Here is a 15028-nt window from a genome sequence, read left to right as displayed (position 1 = left end):
AAACCACCTGACAAATTGTGAAAGCAGGCTCGCAGGCGCAGAGATAGGGGCTCGGCGAGTCTGGTTGAGCGGCCTGGCCTGCGCCGCTACCTGGATCAACAGGTATCCCGTTGACCCGTGAAATCGAACAATTACTGCCTGTGCCGTGAAAATAAAAAACGGCCATCTACAGAAATGATCAGACGTTGCCTGACACAAAAGGCCGCGCATTATAACCAGCGTTCTGTCATTCGGGGGCATCGCAGGCTGTAGGCATAAAGGCCGGATTTCTGGCGATCAAGGAAAAATCTGCTAACAATGCACACGGTGCGTATAACGGCAGCTACGCCATAATGCGCGCCGAGATCAAAGGAGCATCTAATGAGCAGCACTGCAAACATTGCTGAAGGCGAAAAAATTCTTATTGTTGATGACGATCCAGGGCTGAGCAGCCTGCTGGAACGTTTTTTCGTCAGCAAGGGCTACCGCGCCCGCGCCGTACCGAACACGGAACAAATGGATCGCCTGCTGGCGCGTGAAGTGTTCAACCTGGTCGTCCTCGACCTGATGCTGCCCGGCGAAGACGGCTTGACCGCTTGCCGCCGCCTGCGCACCGCGAACAACCAGATTCCAATCATCATGCTGACCGCCAAGGGCGATGAGCTGAGCCGCATCAAGGGCCTGGAACTGGGCGCCGACGATTACCTGGCCAAGCCGTTCAACCCGGACGAGCTGATGGCTCGCGTCAAAGCGGTTCTGCGTCGTCAGGCGGCACCGGTGCCGGGCGCCCCGGGCAGCGAAGACGAAAGCGTGACCTTCGGTGACTACGAACTGTCCCTGGCGACCCGCGAACTCAAGCGCGGCGACGAAGTGCACATGCTCACCACTGGTGAGTTCGCGGTGCTCAAGGCGTTGGTCATGAACGCCCGTCAGCCACTGACCCGCGACAAGTTGATGAATCTGGCCCGTGGCCGCGAGTGGGACGCCCTGGAGCGCTCCATCGACGTACAGATTTCCCGTCTGCGCCGGATGATCGAGCCCGATCCGTCCAAACCGCGTTACATCCAGACTGTCTGGGGCGTGGGTTACGTGTTCGTTCCGGATGGCGCCGCCACCAAGTGATCGGTGATTTGTAGGAGCGGGTCTTGCGGGCAACGGGTCAGATGACTTTGCTCGCAGACTCGCGATCCGCAATATGCGAGCATCGCTCGCTCCTGCAAGTGTGTAGCGGTTATCCATGAAAACCCCCGTTTGGTTCCCCCAGAGTTTCTTCTCCCGCACCCTTTGGCTGGTGCTGATCGTCGTCCTGTTCTCCAAGGCGCTGACCCTGGTTTATCTGTTGATGAACGAAGACGTGCTGGTGGATCGCCAATACAGCCACGGCGTCGCCCTGACGCTACGCGCCTATTGGGCCGCCGATGAAGAAAACCGCACGAAGATTGCCGATGCCGCGACCCTGATCCGGGTAGTCGGTGCTGGCGTGCCGGAAGGTGAGCAACACTGGCCTTACAGCGAGATCTATCAGCGGCAGATGCAGGCGGAGCTGGGTGCCGACACTGAAGTCCGATTGCGTATGCACTCGCCGCCGGCCCTGTGGGTTCGGGCGCCAAGCCTGGGTGACGGCTGGTTGAAAGTGCCGCTTTACCCGCATCCATTGCGCGGCCAGAAAATCTGGAACGTACTCGGCTGGTTCCTCGCTATCGGTCTGCTGTCCACTGCCTCGGCGTGGATCTTCGTCAGCCAGCTCAATCAACCCTTGAAACGTCTGGTCTATGCAGCGAGGCAACTCGGCCAGGGCCGCAGTGTGCGTCTGCCGATCAGCGACACGCCGAGTGAAATGACCGAGGTTTACCGGGCCTTCAACCAGATGGCGGAAGACGTCGAACAGGCGGGGCGTGAGCGCGAACTGATGCTCGCCGGGGTGTCCCACGACTTGCGCACGCCACTGACCCGTTTGCGGTTGTCTCTGGAGCTGATGGGCGACCACAGCGACCTGACCGACGACATGGTCCGCGACATCGAAGACATGGACGCGATTCTCGACCAGTTCCTGGCGTTCATTCGCGATGGTCGTGACGAGTCGGTGGAAGAGGTGGACCTGAGCGATCTGGTGCGCGAAGTCGCGGCGCCCTACAACCAGAACGAAGAGAAAGTGCGCCTGCGCCTGGAGCCGATTCAGCCGTTTCCATTGCGTCGGGTGTCGATGAAGCGGCTGCTGAACAACCTGATTGGCAACGCCTTGCATCACGCGGGCAGCGGGGTTGAGGTGGCGGCTTATGTGTCCGGGGACACCAGCGCGCCGTATGTGGTGCTGAGTGTCATGGACCGTGGGGCGGGGATTGATCCGTCGGAGCTGGAGGCGATTTTCAACCCGTTTACTCGGGGTGATCAAGCCCGGGGCGGGAAGGGGACCGGGTTGGGCTTGGCGATCGTGAAGCGGATTGCTTCGATGCATGGCGGGAATGTTGAACTGCGTAATCGGTCCGGTGGCGGGCTGGAAGCGCGGGTGCGGTTGCCTTTGGGACTAATGTTGCCTAGAGATGCGGTTTAACGACTGCGGTCATGGCTTTAGATTTGAGGGAATTCTGAATCCACCCCTCACCCCAACCCTCTCCCCATAGGGGAGAGGGGGAAAGGGAGCAGATCTCGGTTGTTCTCAAAACCTGAGCCCGACTCGATTTTTCAGGTCGATGTAGCTCGAAAGAACGCCACGGTCAGTCCCCTCGCCCCTTTGGGGAGAGGGTTAGGGTGAGGGGGCTCTTGGCTTTAGCCCTTGCCTTTGGTGCGCGTCATATTCGGCCCACCATTCTTCTCCAGATGCTCAATGATGATCCCCGCCACGTTCTTGCTGGTGGTGGTTTCAATCCCTTCAAGCCCAGGCGACGAGTTCACTTCCATCACCAACGGCCCGTGATTGGAACGCAGGATATCCACACCCGCCACCGCCAACCCCATGACCTTCGCCGCGCGCAACGCCGTCATGCGTTCTTCCGGTGTGATCTTGATCAGGCTGGCACTGCCGCCGCGATGCAGGTTGGAGCGAAACTCCCCCGGCTTGGCCTGGCGTTTCATTGCCGCGATCACCTTGTCGCCCACCACGAAGCAGCGAATGTCCGCCCCGCCGGCCTCCTTGATGTATTCCTGAACCATGATGTTCTGCTTCAGGCCCATGAACGCCTCGATCACCGACTCCGCCGCCGTCGCCGTTTCACACAGCACCACGCCAATGCCCTGGGTGCCTTCCAGCACCTTGATCACCAGCGGCGCACCGTTGACCATCTCGATCAAGTCGGGAATGTCATCCGGGGAGTGGGCAAACCCGGTGACCGGCAAACCAATCCCTCGGCGTGACAGCAATTGCAGGGACCGCAGTTTGTCTCGCGAGCGGGCGATGGCCACCGATTCATTGAGTGGAAAAACGCCCATCATTTCGAACTGACGCAACACCGCGCAGCCATAAAACGTCACCGACGCGCCAATCCGCGGGATCACCGCATCGAAACCCTCCAGCGGCTTGCCGCGGTAGTGGATCTGCGGCTTGTGGCTGGCGATGTTCATGTAGGCGCGCAGGGTGTCGATCACCACCATTTCATGGCCACGCTCGGTACCGGCTTCGACCAGACGACGAGTGGAATACAGACGCGGGTTCCGCGACAGCACAGCGATCTTCATGCAACACCTGTGGAGGAGGTAGATACCGGGAACACCGGCTTGTCTTGTACGTACTTAATACCCGGATTGACCACCAACTGGCCGTCGATCAAGGCTTTGGAACCGAGTAACAGGCGATAACGCATGGACTTGCGGCAGGCGAGCGTGAATTCGACCCGCCAGACCCGATCACCGAGGGCCAGGGTGGTGCTGACCACGTAACGCATCTGCGCGTGGCCGTTGGAGCTTTTGATGGTTTTCATCGTCACCAGGGGTGCTTCGCAGCGCCGGTGACGCAGTTGCACCACCGTGCCCAAGTGAGCAGTAAAGCGCACCCACTGTTCCCCGTCGCGCTCGAACGGTTCGATATCGGTGGCATGCAGGCTGGAGGTGCTGGCGCCGGTGTCGATTTTTGCGCGCAGGCCCGCGACTCCCAAATCCGGGAGCGCCACCCACTCGCGCAGACCGACAACGGTCAAATGGTCAAATGTCTTCAAAGGTGCTCAACCGGTAGAAACCGCTCAGGCCGCACGCGGCCGAATTCGCGGTATTCACGCAGAATAATGGGTAAAAGGCGACAGATATCTACGGCCCGGATTTCCAGCCCTCAAGGGAGGCGCTGGAACGTGTGCATTGTAATCCGAGCTGGCGTAATTCATGGCACGACAGAAACGGTAGTACAGTTCAGCAATATTTCAGAATGAGGAAATTCCATGGCACAAAAAAGCGAAGAGGACGACAAAGTCCGTCTCGATAAGTGGTTGTGGGCCGCGCGTTTTTATAAAACACGCGCCTTGGCCAAGGCGGCGATTGAAAGCGGCAAGGTGCATTGTCGGGGCGAGCGCTGCAAACCGGGCAAGGAACCGAGGATTGGCGACGAATTTCAGATTCGCACAGGGTTCGAGGAGCGCACGGTGGTGGTTCAGGCGCTGTCGATCGTACGCCGTGGCGCGCCAGAGGCTCAGGCGCTCTACGCCGAAACCGAAGCCAGCATCGCCAAGCGCGAGGCGGCTGCGGCCATGCGTAAGGCCGGTGCGCTGGGCGTGAGCACTGATGGCAAACCGAGCAAGAAGCAGCGACGGGATTTGTTCAAGTTTCGTGGAAGCAGCAACGACGAGTAAGTCAGTTAGCGCTGTGTTGCCTGTGAGGCAGCCTTCGCGAGCAAGCCCGCTCCCACACGAGACAGCATTCCAATGTGGGAGCGGGCTTGCTCGCGAACGAGTGCGCAGCACTCGCCTGGCCAGCGAATTTGGCGAATAACTTGCGGATAAAAAGCAGCCCCAACCACCACATCGAAAGGCCACAGACTTGCAATTGCCCAAACATGTAGCCATATCGGGTCATTCGCCAGCAGCGCGTTGAATGGGTGAAAGCGCCACTCGTCGAAAACCGCTCACAGCCTCTGACCCGTAGGCCATAACCAGAAGGCCAGCCGCGCCAGAGGCAAGAAATTGCATAAAGCCAACCGCGGAGGTTCCACCTTGCTTGGAACAAACCCGGATTGTTCATAAAATGCCCCTCACGGCTGAACATCGCGCACCCGAATGGTGCCGCAGAGGCGCAATTTCTCGCTGTTTGAAATCATTTTTGTCATTACTTCAGATACCCAGACCTATGACCGATTTACCGGATACCGACTACACCCAACGCTTCATCTTCGATGACAGCGACACCCGCGGCGAGCTGGTTGCGTTGGAGCGTAGCTACGCCGAAGTCCTCGCTAAACACCCGTACCCGGAGCCGGTTGCACAACTGCTTGGCGAGCTGATGGCGGCGGCGTCGTTGTTGGTCGGCACCTTGAAGTTCGATGGCTTGCTGATTCTCCAGGCCCGTTCCGAAGGCCCGATCCCGCTGCTGATGATCGAGTGCTCCAGCGAGCGCGAAATCCGTGGCCTGGCCCGATACGAAGCCGACCAGATCGCCCCCGATGCGACCCTCGCCGACCTGATGCCCAACGGCGTATTGGCGCTGACCGTCGACCCGACCCAGGGCCAGCGTTACCAGGGCATCGTCGACCTCGATGGCGAAACCCTGTCGGAGTGCTTCACTAATTACTTCGTGATGTCGCAACAAGTCGGTACGCGTTTCTGGTTGTACGCCGATGGTCGTCGCGCCCGTGGCCTGTTGCTGCAGCAACTGCCTGCTGATCGCTTGAAAGACGAAGAAGAACGCGCCGCCAGCTGGCAGCACATCACCGCGCTGGGCAGCACCCTGACCGCCGATGAATTGCTGAGCCTGGACAACGAAACCATCCTCCACCGTCTCTACCACGAAGAGCAGGTTCGTCTGTTCGATGTGCAGAAACTGCGCTTCCGTTGCAGCTGCTCGCGCGAACGTTCTGCCAATGCGCTTGTCAGTTTGGGTCTGGAAGATGCCCAGTCGCTCGTGATCGAACATGGCGGCAATATCGAGATTGACTGTCAGTTTTGCAACGAGCGCTACCTGTTCGACGCCGCCGATATCGCTCAATTATTCGCTGGAGCAGGTGTCGATACGCCGTCAGATACCCGTCACTAAAACGGTTCAGCGCAGGTAAATTCACTGGTTTGTGCCGGAATAACGCCATTACGACGGGAGGGCCCTACTATTTTTGGGCTTTTCTGGCATAATCCGGCCCACTTTTTGTCGCGGTAGTAGTGCACGACTTTCTACTACAAAACGTTTGGAGCACACTCGGCCACTGGCCGACGGGGAATCTCATGACGCAAGCCAATAACGCCGTGTACACCGATCTGAGTGTTGATGATCTGGTAAAAGAAGCTCTGAGTCGCGGTGAGGGCGAGCTTGCCGATACCGGCGCGCTGGTTGTTCGCACCGGTCACCGCACCGGCCGCTCGCCAGTCGATCGTTTCATCGTTGACGAGCCGTCCACTTCGGCTTCCATCGCCTGGGGCCCGATCAACCGCAAGTTCCCGGCCGACAAGTTCGATGCCCTGTGGGACCGTGTTGAAGCGTTCAACAATGCGCAAGAGCACTTCGTTTCCCACGTGCATGTAGGTGCGTCCGAAGACCACTACCTGGCCGTGAAGATGACCACCCAGACTGCCTGGCAGAACCTGTTTGGCCGTTGCCTGTTCATCAACCCGCAAAAGTACAACCCGGCTGGCCGTGATGAGTGGCAAGTGCTCAACGTTGCCAACTTCGAGTGCGTGCCAGAGCGTGACGGCACCAACTCCGACGGTTGCGTGATCCTCAACTTCGCTCAAAAGAAAGTGCTGATCGCCGGCATGCGTTACGCCGGTGAAATGAAGAAAGCCATGTTCTCGGTGCAGAACTACCTGCTGCCGGCTGCCGACGTGCTGCCAATGCACTGCGCCGCCAACATCGGCGAAGCGGGCGACGTAACCCTGTTCTTCGGTCTGTCCGGCACCGGCAAGACCACCCTGTCGGCCGATGAAAGCCGTTACCTGATCGGTGACGACGAGCATGGCTGGGGTGAAGGCGTTGTCTTCAACATCGAAGGCGGCTGCTACGCCAAGTGCATCGACCTGTCCGAGAAGAACGAGCCGGTCATCTGGAAAGCCATCAAGCACGGCGCAGTCCTGGAAAACGTCGTTATCGACGACGCCAAGCACGCCGACTACGCCGATGTCAGCCTGACCCAGAACAGCCGCGCCGCCTACCCGCTGGAGCACGTTGCCAAGCGCTCCGAGAAAAACCTCGGTGGCGAGCCAAACGCTGTGATCTTCCTGACCTGCGACCTGACCGGCGTACTGCCGCCAGTGTCGATCCTCAGCGAAGAACAAGCGGCCTACCACTTCCTGTCCGGCTACACCGCACTGGTGGGCTCGACCGAAATGGGTTCCGGCAGCGGCATCAAATCGACCTTCTCCACCTGCTTCGGCGCACCGTTCTTCCCGCGTCCGGCTGGCGAATACGCAGAACTGCTGATCAAGCGCATCCGCGGCTTCGGCTCCAAGGTCTACCTGGTCAACACCGGCTGGACCGGCGGCGGCTACGGCGTCGGCAAACGCTTCAACATCCCGACCACTCGTGGCGTGATCGCAGCGATCCAGAGCGGCGCGTTGATCGGTGTTGAAACCGAACACCTCGACACCATCAACCTCGACGTGCCACTGGCTGTGCCGGGCGTTGAAACTGGCCTGTTGAACCCACGTAACACCTGGGCTGACAAGGCTGCTTACGATGAAGCGGCTAAAGCACTGGCTGGATTGTTTGTTGAGAACTTCAAGAAGTTTGAAGTGAGCGACGCGATCAAGGCTGCTGGGCCTAAGTTGTAAGTGTTGGTTTGATGGAATGAGAAAGCCGCCCTTTGGGGCGGCTTTTTTTTTAGGTCTAATAAAGTACGTTGATGTGTCGTATGCTTTTTAACGTTCAAGGGAAAGCCTTGACGAATGTGATAAGCGCTTTAGGGTCATTTGTTAGTAGCAGTTTTAGTGCCGCGTTAACAAACTCTCGATCCGTAGAAGATAGACACGTTAGATATTCAAGTACATATCTATCTAAATTGCAGTCATATACCGTTCGTTTCCCTTTTTTATCGATGCCCGAAAATATAATATCCCCAGTGATGTCAATATGTTTGCTATAGGTGTCGATGTGAGCATGAATTATGCTGTAGTTGCTGGGGCTGAGTGAATATTTTAATTTGGTTTGTTTTGTTAGTACGGGCTTGTTGTTTTTTCTTTTGTTGCATTTTTTGCATGTTAGAACAAGATTTTTTTCTTCAAAAATGAATCTTGGGTCTTCATCAATAGGTACGATATGGTCAATGTGTAAGTCGTCATTGTCTATGTGTGGATTTTTCTTTTGACAATAAAAACATCTTCTGTCTTGATGCTGTATGAGTATGGCTTTTGCCGATGTATATATTGCTGAGAAGTCATCATGCGCCCATTTCTTTCTTCCTGTTATGGGAAGGTTGTTTATTCTCGAAATGACCAATTTATCATTGGAGGTGAAGAGGGTTGGTGGGTTGATTTTCTCAAGTGCAATCATTTTTTTGTTTTTTCCAAGATACTCGAGATTAACTTTTTATCTATTTCCCTAGTTGTTAGTGCATGTAGTTGTTTGAGTGCGGACTCGTATTCGTTGTTTTTGCTCTTTGTTATGATTGAGTGCGCGGCTTTAATTATTAAATCCTTCACGATAAAGTTGTTTTTTGTGATTGTGTCGAAGTGATCGATGAAAATTCTTTCGATCCCTTCACTGTCATAGCTTTCCGGGAAATCAAATTTATTAGTTAGGTTTACAGTGTTTGAGTATTTTTTTACTGCGCCGCTTATGACAAGTGGCGAATGGGTGGCGATTATAAAAAAGCAGTTTTTAAAATGCTTGCCGATCTCAAAAATTAACTTTGTGAAGAGTGTTTGCCATGCTGGGTGTAAGCTTATTTCCGGCTCATCTATAAGTATAAGTGAGTTATTTTTCATTGAGCTTGATAAAATGGTTAGTCCGACAAATAAAGCAATTTGTCCTGAGCTAAGATCTGCTACATCAATGTCGCGATTATTCTGAATGCCATTGATTTTTACAATTCGCATTCGACCAGAGCTTCGCAGTAATAGGATTCCTCTTATCATTTCTTCAATAGGTAGTCCTGTAATTGGTTTCTCACCTATTATTAAGTTGAAGTGTCCAGGGCTTATTTCAATTTCTAATGAACCAGGTGTTTCTAGGATGAGATTGTAAAAATCTTGGAGATTTTGTTTTTGAAATCTGGAGAGTAATATATCATTGCTGCTCCTGGATACTTGTGCTCGAATAATAAAGTTTGGCGATAGCTTTGTTTCTTTTTTTATGTGCTCAATTATTCTTGAGTTTTCTTCTCCTCTTTTTTTTGCGAACTCGCATGCGGCTTGGAATATCAGAGAATATTTTCCGTTGTTTGTGGTGCCGATTTGTTCAAGTTCAATATCTTCATTGGGAAAATACCTACGATTTATATCTAATTTATTAAATGGGGTTAATGAGTATGTGATTATCTTGGATGGGGTGCCGGTTGATGTTAACTTGAACTTTGGATCTGTCTTTTTTGGGTGAATGTTAATGAAATTGGTTAGCACGTTTTTGAGTATTGTGCTTTTTCCACAGCCATTGTCTCCGGTAATAAAAAGGTACGATGAGTCGCTACCTGTATCTTTAAACTTTATGTGGGTTCCATCGGCTGTAGTAATGTCGATTAGATTTAGCAATGTTAACTCCTGTAATTCACTCTGATTTTTGTAGATGTCTATCGAGGCTTTTTTATATTCATATCGGGGGTATGGCTTGTTGAGTGGTTTAAAAGTTAAAGCTCCGGTTGTGCTTGTTTTTATCCAAAAAATTTGCAACAGAAGCTAAATGACGTGAACTCATCACGCCTATATTAGATTCTGGCATCATCGTCTCCTTTTTGAGCATCATCATGGTTTGCGGCGCTAGGTAAATTGGAAAGTGAATCTCAGATTAAATCGGAATGGAGTCATTCTGCCAGTAATTTGTAGAGTAGGGTGACAAAGTACGGCACAGACAATGGAGTTGTTTACTTGATGAGTGGAATTTTTGGAGCAAAGTGAGTGCTGAGGATGGATAACCCTAACAATTTAAGGCTGTGTACACCTTTGATGTTGACCGAGCAGGTGTTCAGTCCCACCAGAAAATACGCGCCGCTTCAAAGCAAGGCGGCGAGTAACAAAACCATCAGTATCTCCACACTGTATCCGGATAGGTGTGCACTGCGGACGGTAGAGCCCTTCTAGCACCCGAGTATCCTCGCGTTGCGCTAATGGCTTGTGTAGAACATGCCGGTGGTCTGACGGAGTTTGTCCTGCGGCCCTCGACCCTACGTTTGAGGAACACGTTGTAGTCTTCGGGCTGGAAGGGAGATGGCATGGCCTCCGACACTCCAACTCTTTAGATATTAATTGCCAGAAAGCCGAAACGCCGACGCCATATTGTCTTGCTCACGCTTAGATAACCCCAATGCTCCGGCCAGCGTCGTCCACTGGCTGACGACCTCTCGGAAGCTCTCAATAATTTCTTCTGCATCCGCGCGACTGACCCGAAAGTATTCGGCCACTTCGCGAGCGAGTTCAAGATCCAGCGCGTTGTCGGCGTCTGTGATGTTGAGCTTTAGCCCATCGGCGTGCGCCACCGGATTCATGTCGTAGGCATCAGACAGGCGCCATCCCCGACCGGGGTCAAGGATAAAGCCATGATTGCGCAGGTGGTCGTCGGTATTGGAGACCAGGATGTTGAACACGATACGAGACCATAACTCGCGAAGATCTGCGTTGGTTTCTGAGCCGTGCTCCATGAGCACTTCTGCTAACTCAAGGTAGCTGGCACCTACCGATGCGTCGTCACCGTCAACACGGTCGGTCATGGTCATTGCTGAAGCAAAATGCAGTCGACCACCCTGTTCGGTGCGGTCGAAGCGCTTGACCATGAAGCAGTGATGTTCGCTCGCGAAACGGCGTGCAGTGCCGGTTGCGACCCGCAAGCCACAATGATTCGCCAAGGCATTCACCACCATTTCCCAGCCACCGACGTCATAGTCATCGCGAGTGCTCGGGAATTTGGCGATCCATAAATGACCATGCTCGTCAGCAACGCTGGCTTTTGGTCTGGCGCCACCTAATGAGCCACCAGGCGCTATCAGCATCCTCAGCCACTCGCGCCCATCGAGTGACGTATTGTCTGGATCGTTTTCCAAGGCTCGGCTTGCCTGCTCCAACGCGCGTAACTCGACAAAGGGTGGGGCGGCCAACCCATCGCGATCATCCAGAAAATTGCCTTCGTCATTGAGCTTGTAGCGGATAGCTCCAACCCGATAGAGGTCATGAACACCTAAAAGGAAATCTGACTCGTACAGCTTGGTGCCTTTAGGGGTCAACCCGTCACGGATGTCTCGTTCCAGCCGCCGCTTCATCAGCAATTGGCCCCATCGATCCGGGCTTGAATCGGCAAAAACGCCAAACCGGGTCTGATGTTGGCCAGGGAACTGCCGACCCTCAAAAAGGCCGATTCGGGGGTCCAGGGATGTGAAGCTCAACTCGGGATCGGCCAGCGCCGCCGCGTCGTACTCAAACTCGAACACGTTGGTGGCACGAGCCTTTCTGGCATGGAGGAACCCAAGACGCCTTGGTCCGTTCAAGGATTCCCAATCCGCATACACCGAGATCAATGTCATTTTTTACCCGTCGTAGGTTTGGGGTTTTTCTTGGTTAACAAATTGGATAAAGAGTGAGTGTTCAAAGGGAAATCGTCACCAAGGTCCGATTCAGAGGGGCTGTCAAATGCTCCCGTCTCTCTGTCGCGAATAGGTGGCGATACCTTCGCTGGCGCTACGCTGCGTACTCGTTGGCGTTTACTGGCCGCGAGGCTTGCTCTCGGGGTTAATTGAGCGTCTTGCAGCTGGCGCCCCAGCTCATCCACTGCGGCGAGTTTGCTCAGGTCTTTCTCCAGGCCCAGCACCTGCATCACTGACAAATAGGCCCCCATTGTCACGCCTGATCCGCCTGACTCTAGAGAGCGCAGTGTTGTCAGTGACATGCCAGCCCTCTCGGCAACCTGCTTGGCTGTCAGCTTGCGGCGCAACCGAGCGAGTTTGAGCCGCTCGCCAAATTCAGAGAGCAGCTTGGCTGCTGCTGGCAGGAGCGGCGCTGTTTTTTTAGCCATGTGCCATTATTCCTTCGTTTTTAGGCTTTAACTGCCAGAATAATAGCACTTATGTGATGATTTGCTGGGCTGCCCCAACGTGTAGCAAGTCTCTCTCTGCCAGTACGGCCGCTCCAGATGGACGTCGGAGGCGGGATTATTGAAACTGCCATTATTCCAACTTAAATCGCTAAAAACAGCCAGAATATTGCCACTTAAGTGGTCTACGAGATCCTTTCCAGAGCTTTTGTATCCCACCGTTGCAACTTGACCGCTTGGTAAAGCATGCCGATGGTCAGGGGGGCTTTGTCGCCACGACCTTTGGCTCGGCGTTTGAGGAACACATCAAACCCTTCCGGCTGGAAGTAGCGATAGGCGTCGTAGTCCACGAAGTCGATCCCGAACTGTTCTTCCAGCGCTTCCATCAAATGCCGCGCATCGGCACCGTCGCAGCCCAGATCAAAGTTGATCGAGGTGGTGAGGCTGATGGTTTTGCGTTCGGGGAGACCGAGTTCTTCGTGCAGCAACTGCATGAGCAGGTGCATGGCGTGGTCGTCGGGGAAGTTGGGCGCGAGGTTCATGGGGTGTCTTCCGTTTAGGGCCATTTCGTGAGGCGGATTAAGCCTGATTTTGCGATGCGTGGATGTCGATCAGAGCTGCGAACATGGAATTCGCGGGAAGGCTGGCGCTCACCTCGTACGATCTCGTTCATTTGTTGCACGCTTTCCATCAGCTCATCAAAAAACTTGCTCAAGGTTATCCCCGGGTTTTGATCGTTCCCACGCTCTGCGTGGGAATGCAGCCCGGGACGCTCCGCGTCCCTTTCGAGAGCTGGAACGCGGAGCGTCCCTTGAGGCATTCCCACGCCGAGCGTGGGAACGATCCTGGCTCTGCGTCAGGTGGGTGCTTTCCAGCCCATCATGCGTTGTTGGGCGACTTTCAGCAGGTCGCAGCCGTCCTGGGTCAACAGGTAGACGGCGTGGGTGATGTGCGGGATGTCTTCCACGTCACCGTTTTTGAAGCATTGGCAATGTAGGGTTTTGAGCAGGTCGCCGGAGGCTCGGATGCGCTGGAGGGCGGCTTCGAGGATGTCTTGCGGGTTGGCTTCTGTGTCGATGATCAGGGGTGGGGAATCGGTGAGGTTTGTTTCGAGTGGGCGGTAGCGATCGGGGAACGGGTTCAATTTATTCATTTTATGTATTCTCAAATGCATCAGATGAAACCACCACCATCGTGACCAAGCGATGGAGGCGGACTGTGTTCGGGTTGGTCAGCCGGAAGAATACATAAGACCGGCACGCCATAAGGCGTCCCAAACACAGCCACCATATAGCGTGCAGACACTTGAGGTGCCGGCAGCATACAACGGACGCGTTTATGTATTCCATCGAGTGACCAAGCCCGAGCCGCTGAGTTAGCAGCGACAGCCCGACTATAGGTGTCAGCCACCGGGCAGCGATAGACGATAAAGAGTCCCCGCTTGTAGGATCGGGCCGAACCTCGGCTAGGCCCTTTCTATAGGAATTTTCGCGACGAATGTTCTCGCGCTTTCCACCCTCCCGCGCCCATCACCTCAACGAATATGCTGATACGAAGCCACATCCAGAAGGTCAGTGCTCAGCCCGGTCGCCGGCGCATAGATCGTGCCTTTCACTGCCGAGAACCTCACCCCATTACTGCCCAGCGAAACGTAGCGCTCGCCCTGGTCCAGCTCGGTGAAGTAGGTGTACGAGCACTTTTCCATCGCTTTGTATTTCGCGGCGGCGCTGGCCATGGTGTTGTGGTGGTTTTGCAGGTCGGCCGCGCTCAGGTCGAGGGTCTTGTTCAGCGGCACGTCCCAGCGCTTCAGGCACACTTCGGCGAAGTGGCGGACGATCAGGCCGGGTTCGGCCAGCACTTTAGGGCCGCTGACACCGTCTGCTGCGGCGTTGCCAACCAGCGTGCCATGGCGGCCGGGCATCGGGTAAATGTGGGTTCGGGTGCCGGTGGCCGTTTGCGGGATGACGCAGCTGAAGCCTTTGGAACGCTCGTCTCGGGCGTAGAAGCCGACGTATTCTTTTACGTTGGCATTCAGTTTTACTTTGTCCTCCTGAAAGTTACCGATGCCCGGTACCGGATCAATGGCAAAGATATTGACCGGGATGTTCTTCAGTTCGCTGTCCTTGAACATGGCATTGGCCAGCATATGGCAACTAATACCGCCGCGGCTCCAGCCTACCAAGTTGACCTGGGTTGGAATAACGCCGTCCTTGCGAAACGTTTTAATGATTTGTTCTTGCAACTGCTGTTGGGTCACACTGCGGTCGCCATAGTTATATTTACGCCACAGCCAGGAACCTTCGACGATCACGTCTTCGATTGGAATGCCCGCAGCCTTCAGGCGGTTGTATTCGGTCTCGGTCAGTTTTTCACGTTGCCAGTCACACTGGCCTTTGATGATGTTGACGGCGTGCTTGACGTTCTCCTCCCAGCCGCTGCCGAACAGCGTGCCACTCAGGCCATAGTCCTTGGATTGAGTGAACAGTTCATCAGCTTGCAGGTTGCTGGTGCCGGGACCGTCGACCACGATCCATTCGGCAAACTCTCGGCCAGCATGATGGGAGGCGAGTGCCGAAACCAGTTCGCCATTCCAGTAAGTTGGGTTTTGATTGTCGAATTTAGTCGAGCCGGTACCGCAAAAGAAAATAGTTAATGTAGTCATTGTAATGATCTTGTTTGGTTTAAGAGCGTACAGGCTAGTTTGAGTTATTTAAATAATGAAGTGGTTAGTTGTTACCGGGGTTGTAGTGTGTGTTAG

The 15028-nt window shown here is 54.5% G+C and carries 14 protein-coding genes and 2 pseudogenes; 5 read left to right on the top strand and 11 right to left on the bottom strand.

Features of this window, described 5'->3' with window-relative positions:
- Window positions 1-360: 360 nt before the first annotated feature.
- Both ompR and DFS28_RS09270 read left to right on the top strand, forming a co-directional pair.
- Entirely contained in the window at window positions 361-1101 is a 741-nt protein-coding gene (gene ompR / locus DFS28_RS09275; RefSeq protein WP_007903084.1) for a two-component system response regulator OmpR, read from the top strand.
- A gap of 115 nt (window positions 1102-1216) precedes the next feature.
- Window positions 1217-2530: an ATP-binding protein gene (locus DFS28_RS09270; protein ID WP_111449478.1), complete on the top strand. Its 1314-nt coding sequence runs from the start codon at window positions 1217-1219 to the stop codon at window positions 2528-2530.
- Between the two features lie 215 nt (window positions 2531-2745).
- Here the strand turns inward: DFS28_RS09270 and rimK are convergent, their stop codons facing one another.
- Together rimK and DFS28_RS09260 are read right to left on the bottom strand one after the other, a co-directional pair.
- Window positions 2746-3651, bottom strand: a complete 906-nt coding sequence (rimK, locus tag DFS28_RS09265; RefSeq protein ID WP_008149287.1) for a 30S ribosomal protein S6--L-glutamate ligase — start codon at window positions 3649-3651, stop codon at window positions 2746-2748.
- The gene (locus DFS28_RS09260; protein ID WP_176471525.1) at window positions 3648-4109 is read right to left on the bottom strand and encodes an ATP-dependent zinc protease; all 462 of its coding nucleotides are present in this window, start codon (window positions 4107-4109) and stop codon (window positions 3648-3650) included. The genes rimK and DFS28_RS09260 overlap by 4 nt, the downstream gene beginning before the upstream one ends.
- Before the next feature lie 234 nt (window positions 4110-4343).
- Between DFS28_RS09260 and DFS28_RS09255 the strand changes: the two genes are divergently transcribed.
- Window positions 4344-4751 (top strand): RNA-binding S4 domain-containing protein, encoded by a 408-nt coding sequence (locus DFS28_RS09255; RefSeq protein WP_018929316.1) that lies wholly within the window; start codon window positions 4344-4346, stop codon window positions 4749-4751.
- Window positions 4752-4882: 131 nt separating this feature from the next.
- Here DFS28_RS09255 and DFS28_RS30770 read toward each other — a convergent pair.
- Window positions 4883-5139: pseudogene (locus DFS28_RS30770) on the bottom strand (phosphoesterase); the annotation flags it as partial.
- Between the two features lie 105 nt (window positions 5140-5244).
- Between DFS28_RS30770 and hslO the strand changes: the two are divergent.
- Together hslO and DFS28_RS09240 are read left to right on the top strand one after the other, a co-directional pair.
- The gene (gene hslO, locus DFS28_RS09245) at window positions 5245-6147 is read left to right on the top strand and encodes an Hsp33 family molecular chaperone HslO (RefSeq protein ID WP_008149293.1); all 903 of its coding nucleotides are present in this window, start codon (window positions 5245-5247) and stop codon (window positions 6145-6147) included.
- Between the two features lie 182 nt (window positions 6148-6329).
- Window positions 6330-7871: a phosphoenolpyruvate carboxykinase gene (locus DFS28_RS09240; protein ID WP_111449477.1), complete on the top strand. Its 1542-nt coding sequence runs from the start codon at window positions 6330-6332 to the stop codon at window positions 7869-7871.
- A gap of 94 nt (window positions 7872-7965) precedes the next feature.
- Here the strand turns inward: DFS28_RS09240 and DFS28_RS09235 are convergent, their stop codons facing one another.
- From DFS28_RS09235 to DFS28_RS09200, 8 genes and pseudogenes are all read right to left on the bottom strand, one after another.
- On the bottom strand, window positions 7966-8589 hold the full coding sequence (locus DFS28_RS09235) for an HNH endonuclease (RefSeq protein ID WP_111449476.1): 624 nt from the start codon (window positions 8587-8589) through the stop codon (window positions 7966-7968).
- Complete coding sequence (locus DFS28_RS09230) at window positions 8586-9785, bottom strand: AAA family ATPase (protein WP_158539671.1); 1200 nt, start codon at window positions 9783-9785, stop codon at window positions 8586-8588. Before DFS28_RS09230 ends, DFS28_RS09235 begins: the two co-directional genes overlap by 4 nt.
- Window positions 9786-10492: 707 nt before the next feature.
- On the bottom strand, window positions 10493-11764 hold the full coding sequence (locus DFS28_RS09225) for a type II toxin-antitoxin system HipA family toxin (RefSeq protein WP_111449474.1): 1272 nt from the start codon (window positions 11762-11764) through the stop codon (window positions 10493-10495).
- Window positions 11761-12252, bottom strand: a complete 492-nt coding sequence (locus DFS28_RS09220; RefSeq protein ID WP_111449473.1) for a helix-turn-helix domain-containing protein — start codon at window positions 12250-12252, stop codon at window positions 11761-11763. The genes DFS28_RS09225 and DFS28_RS09220 overlap by 4 nt, the downstream gene beginning before the upstream one ends.
- Window positions 12253-12455: 203 nt before the next feature.
- The gene (locus DFS28_RS09215; protein ID WP_111449472.1) at window positions 12456-12812 is read right to left on the bottom strand and encodes a DUF1493 family protein; all 357 of its coding nucleotides are present in this window, start codon (window positions 12810-12812) and stop codon (window positions 12456-12458) included.
- 80 nt (window positions 12813-12892) lie between these two features.
- Window positions 12893-12985, bottom strand: a pseudogene (locus tag DFS28_RS30765) (transcriptional regulator); the annotation flags it as partial.
- 141 nt (window positions 12986-13126) lie between these two features.
- A complete protein-coding gene (locus tag DFS28_RS09205; RefSeq protein ID WP_111449470.1) occupies window positions 13127-13423 on the bottom strand; it encodes a hypothetical protein in 297 nt (98 codons plus the stop codon).
- Between the two features lie 381 nt (window positions 13424-13804).
- On the bottom strand, window positions 13805-14932 hold the full coding sequence (locus tag DFS28_RS09200) for a hypothetical protein (RefSeq protein WP_111449469.1): 1128 nt from the start codon (window positions 14930-14932) through the stop codon (window positions 13805-13807).
- Window positions 14933-15028: the final 96 nt, after the last annotated feature.

Origin of the sequence: Pseudomonas sp. 478, from assembly GCF_003254125.1 — a bacterium.
Taxonomy (GTDB): domain Bacteria; phylum Pseudomonadota; class Gammaproteobacteria; order Pseudomonadales; family Pseudomonadaceae; genus Aquipseudomonas.
The sequence above is the reverse complement of the archived record's forward strand: the minus strand, read 5'-3'. Positions and strand labels throughout refer to the sequence as shown.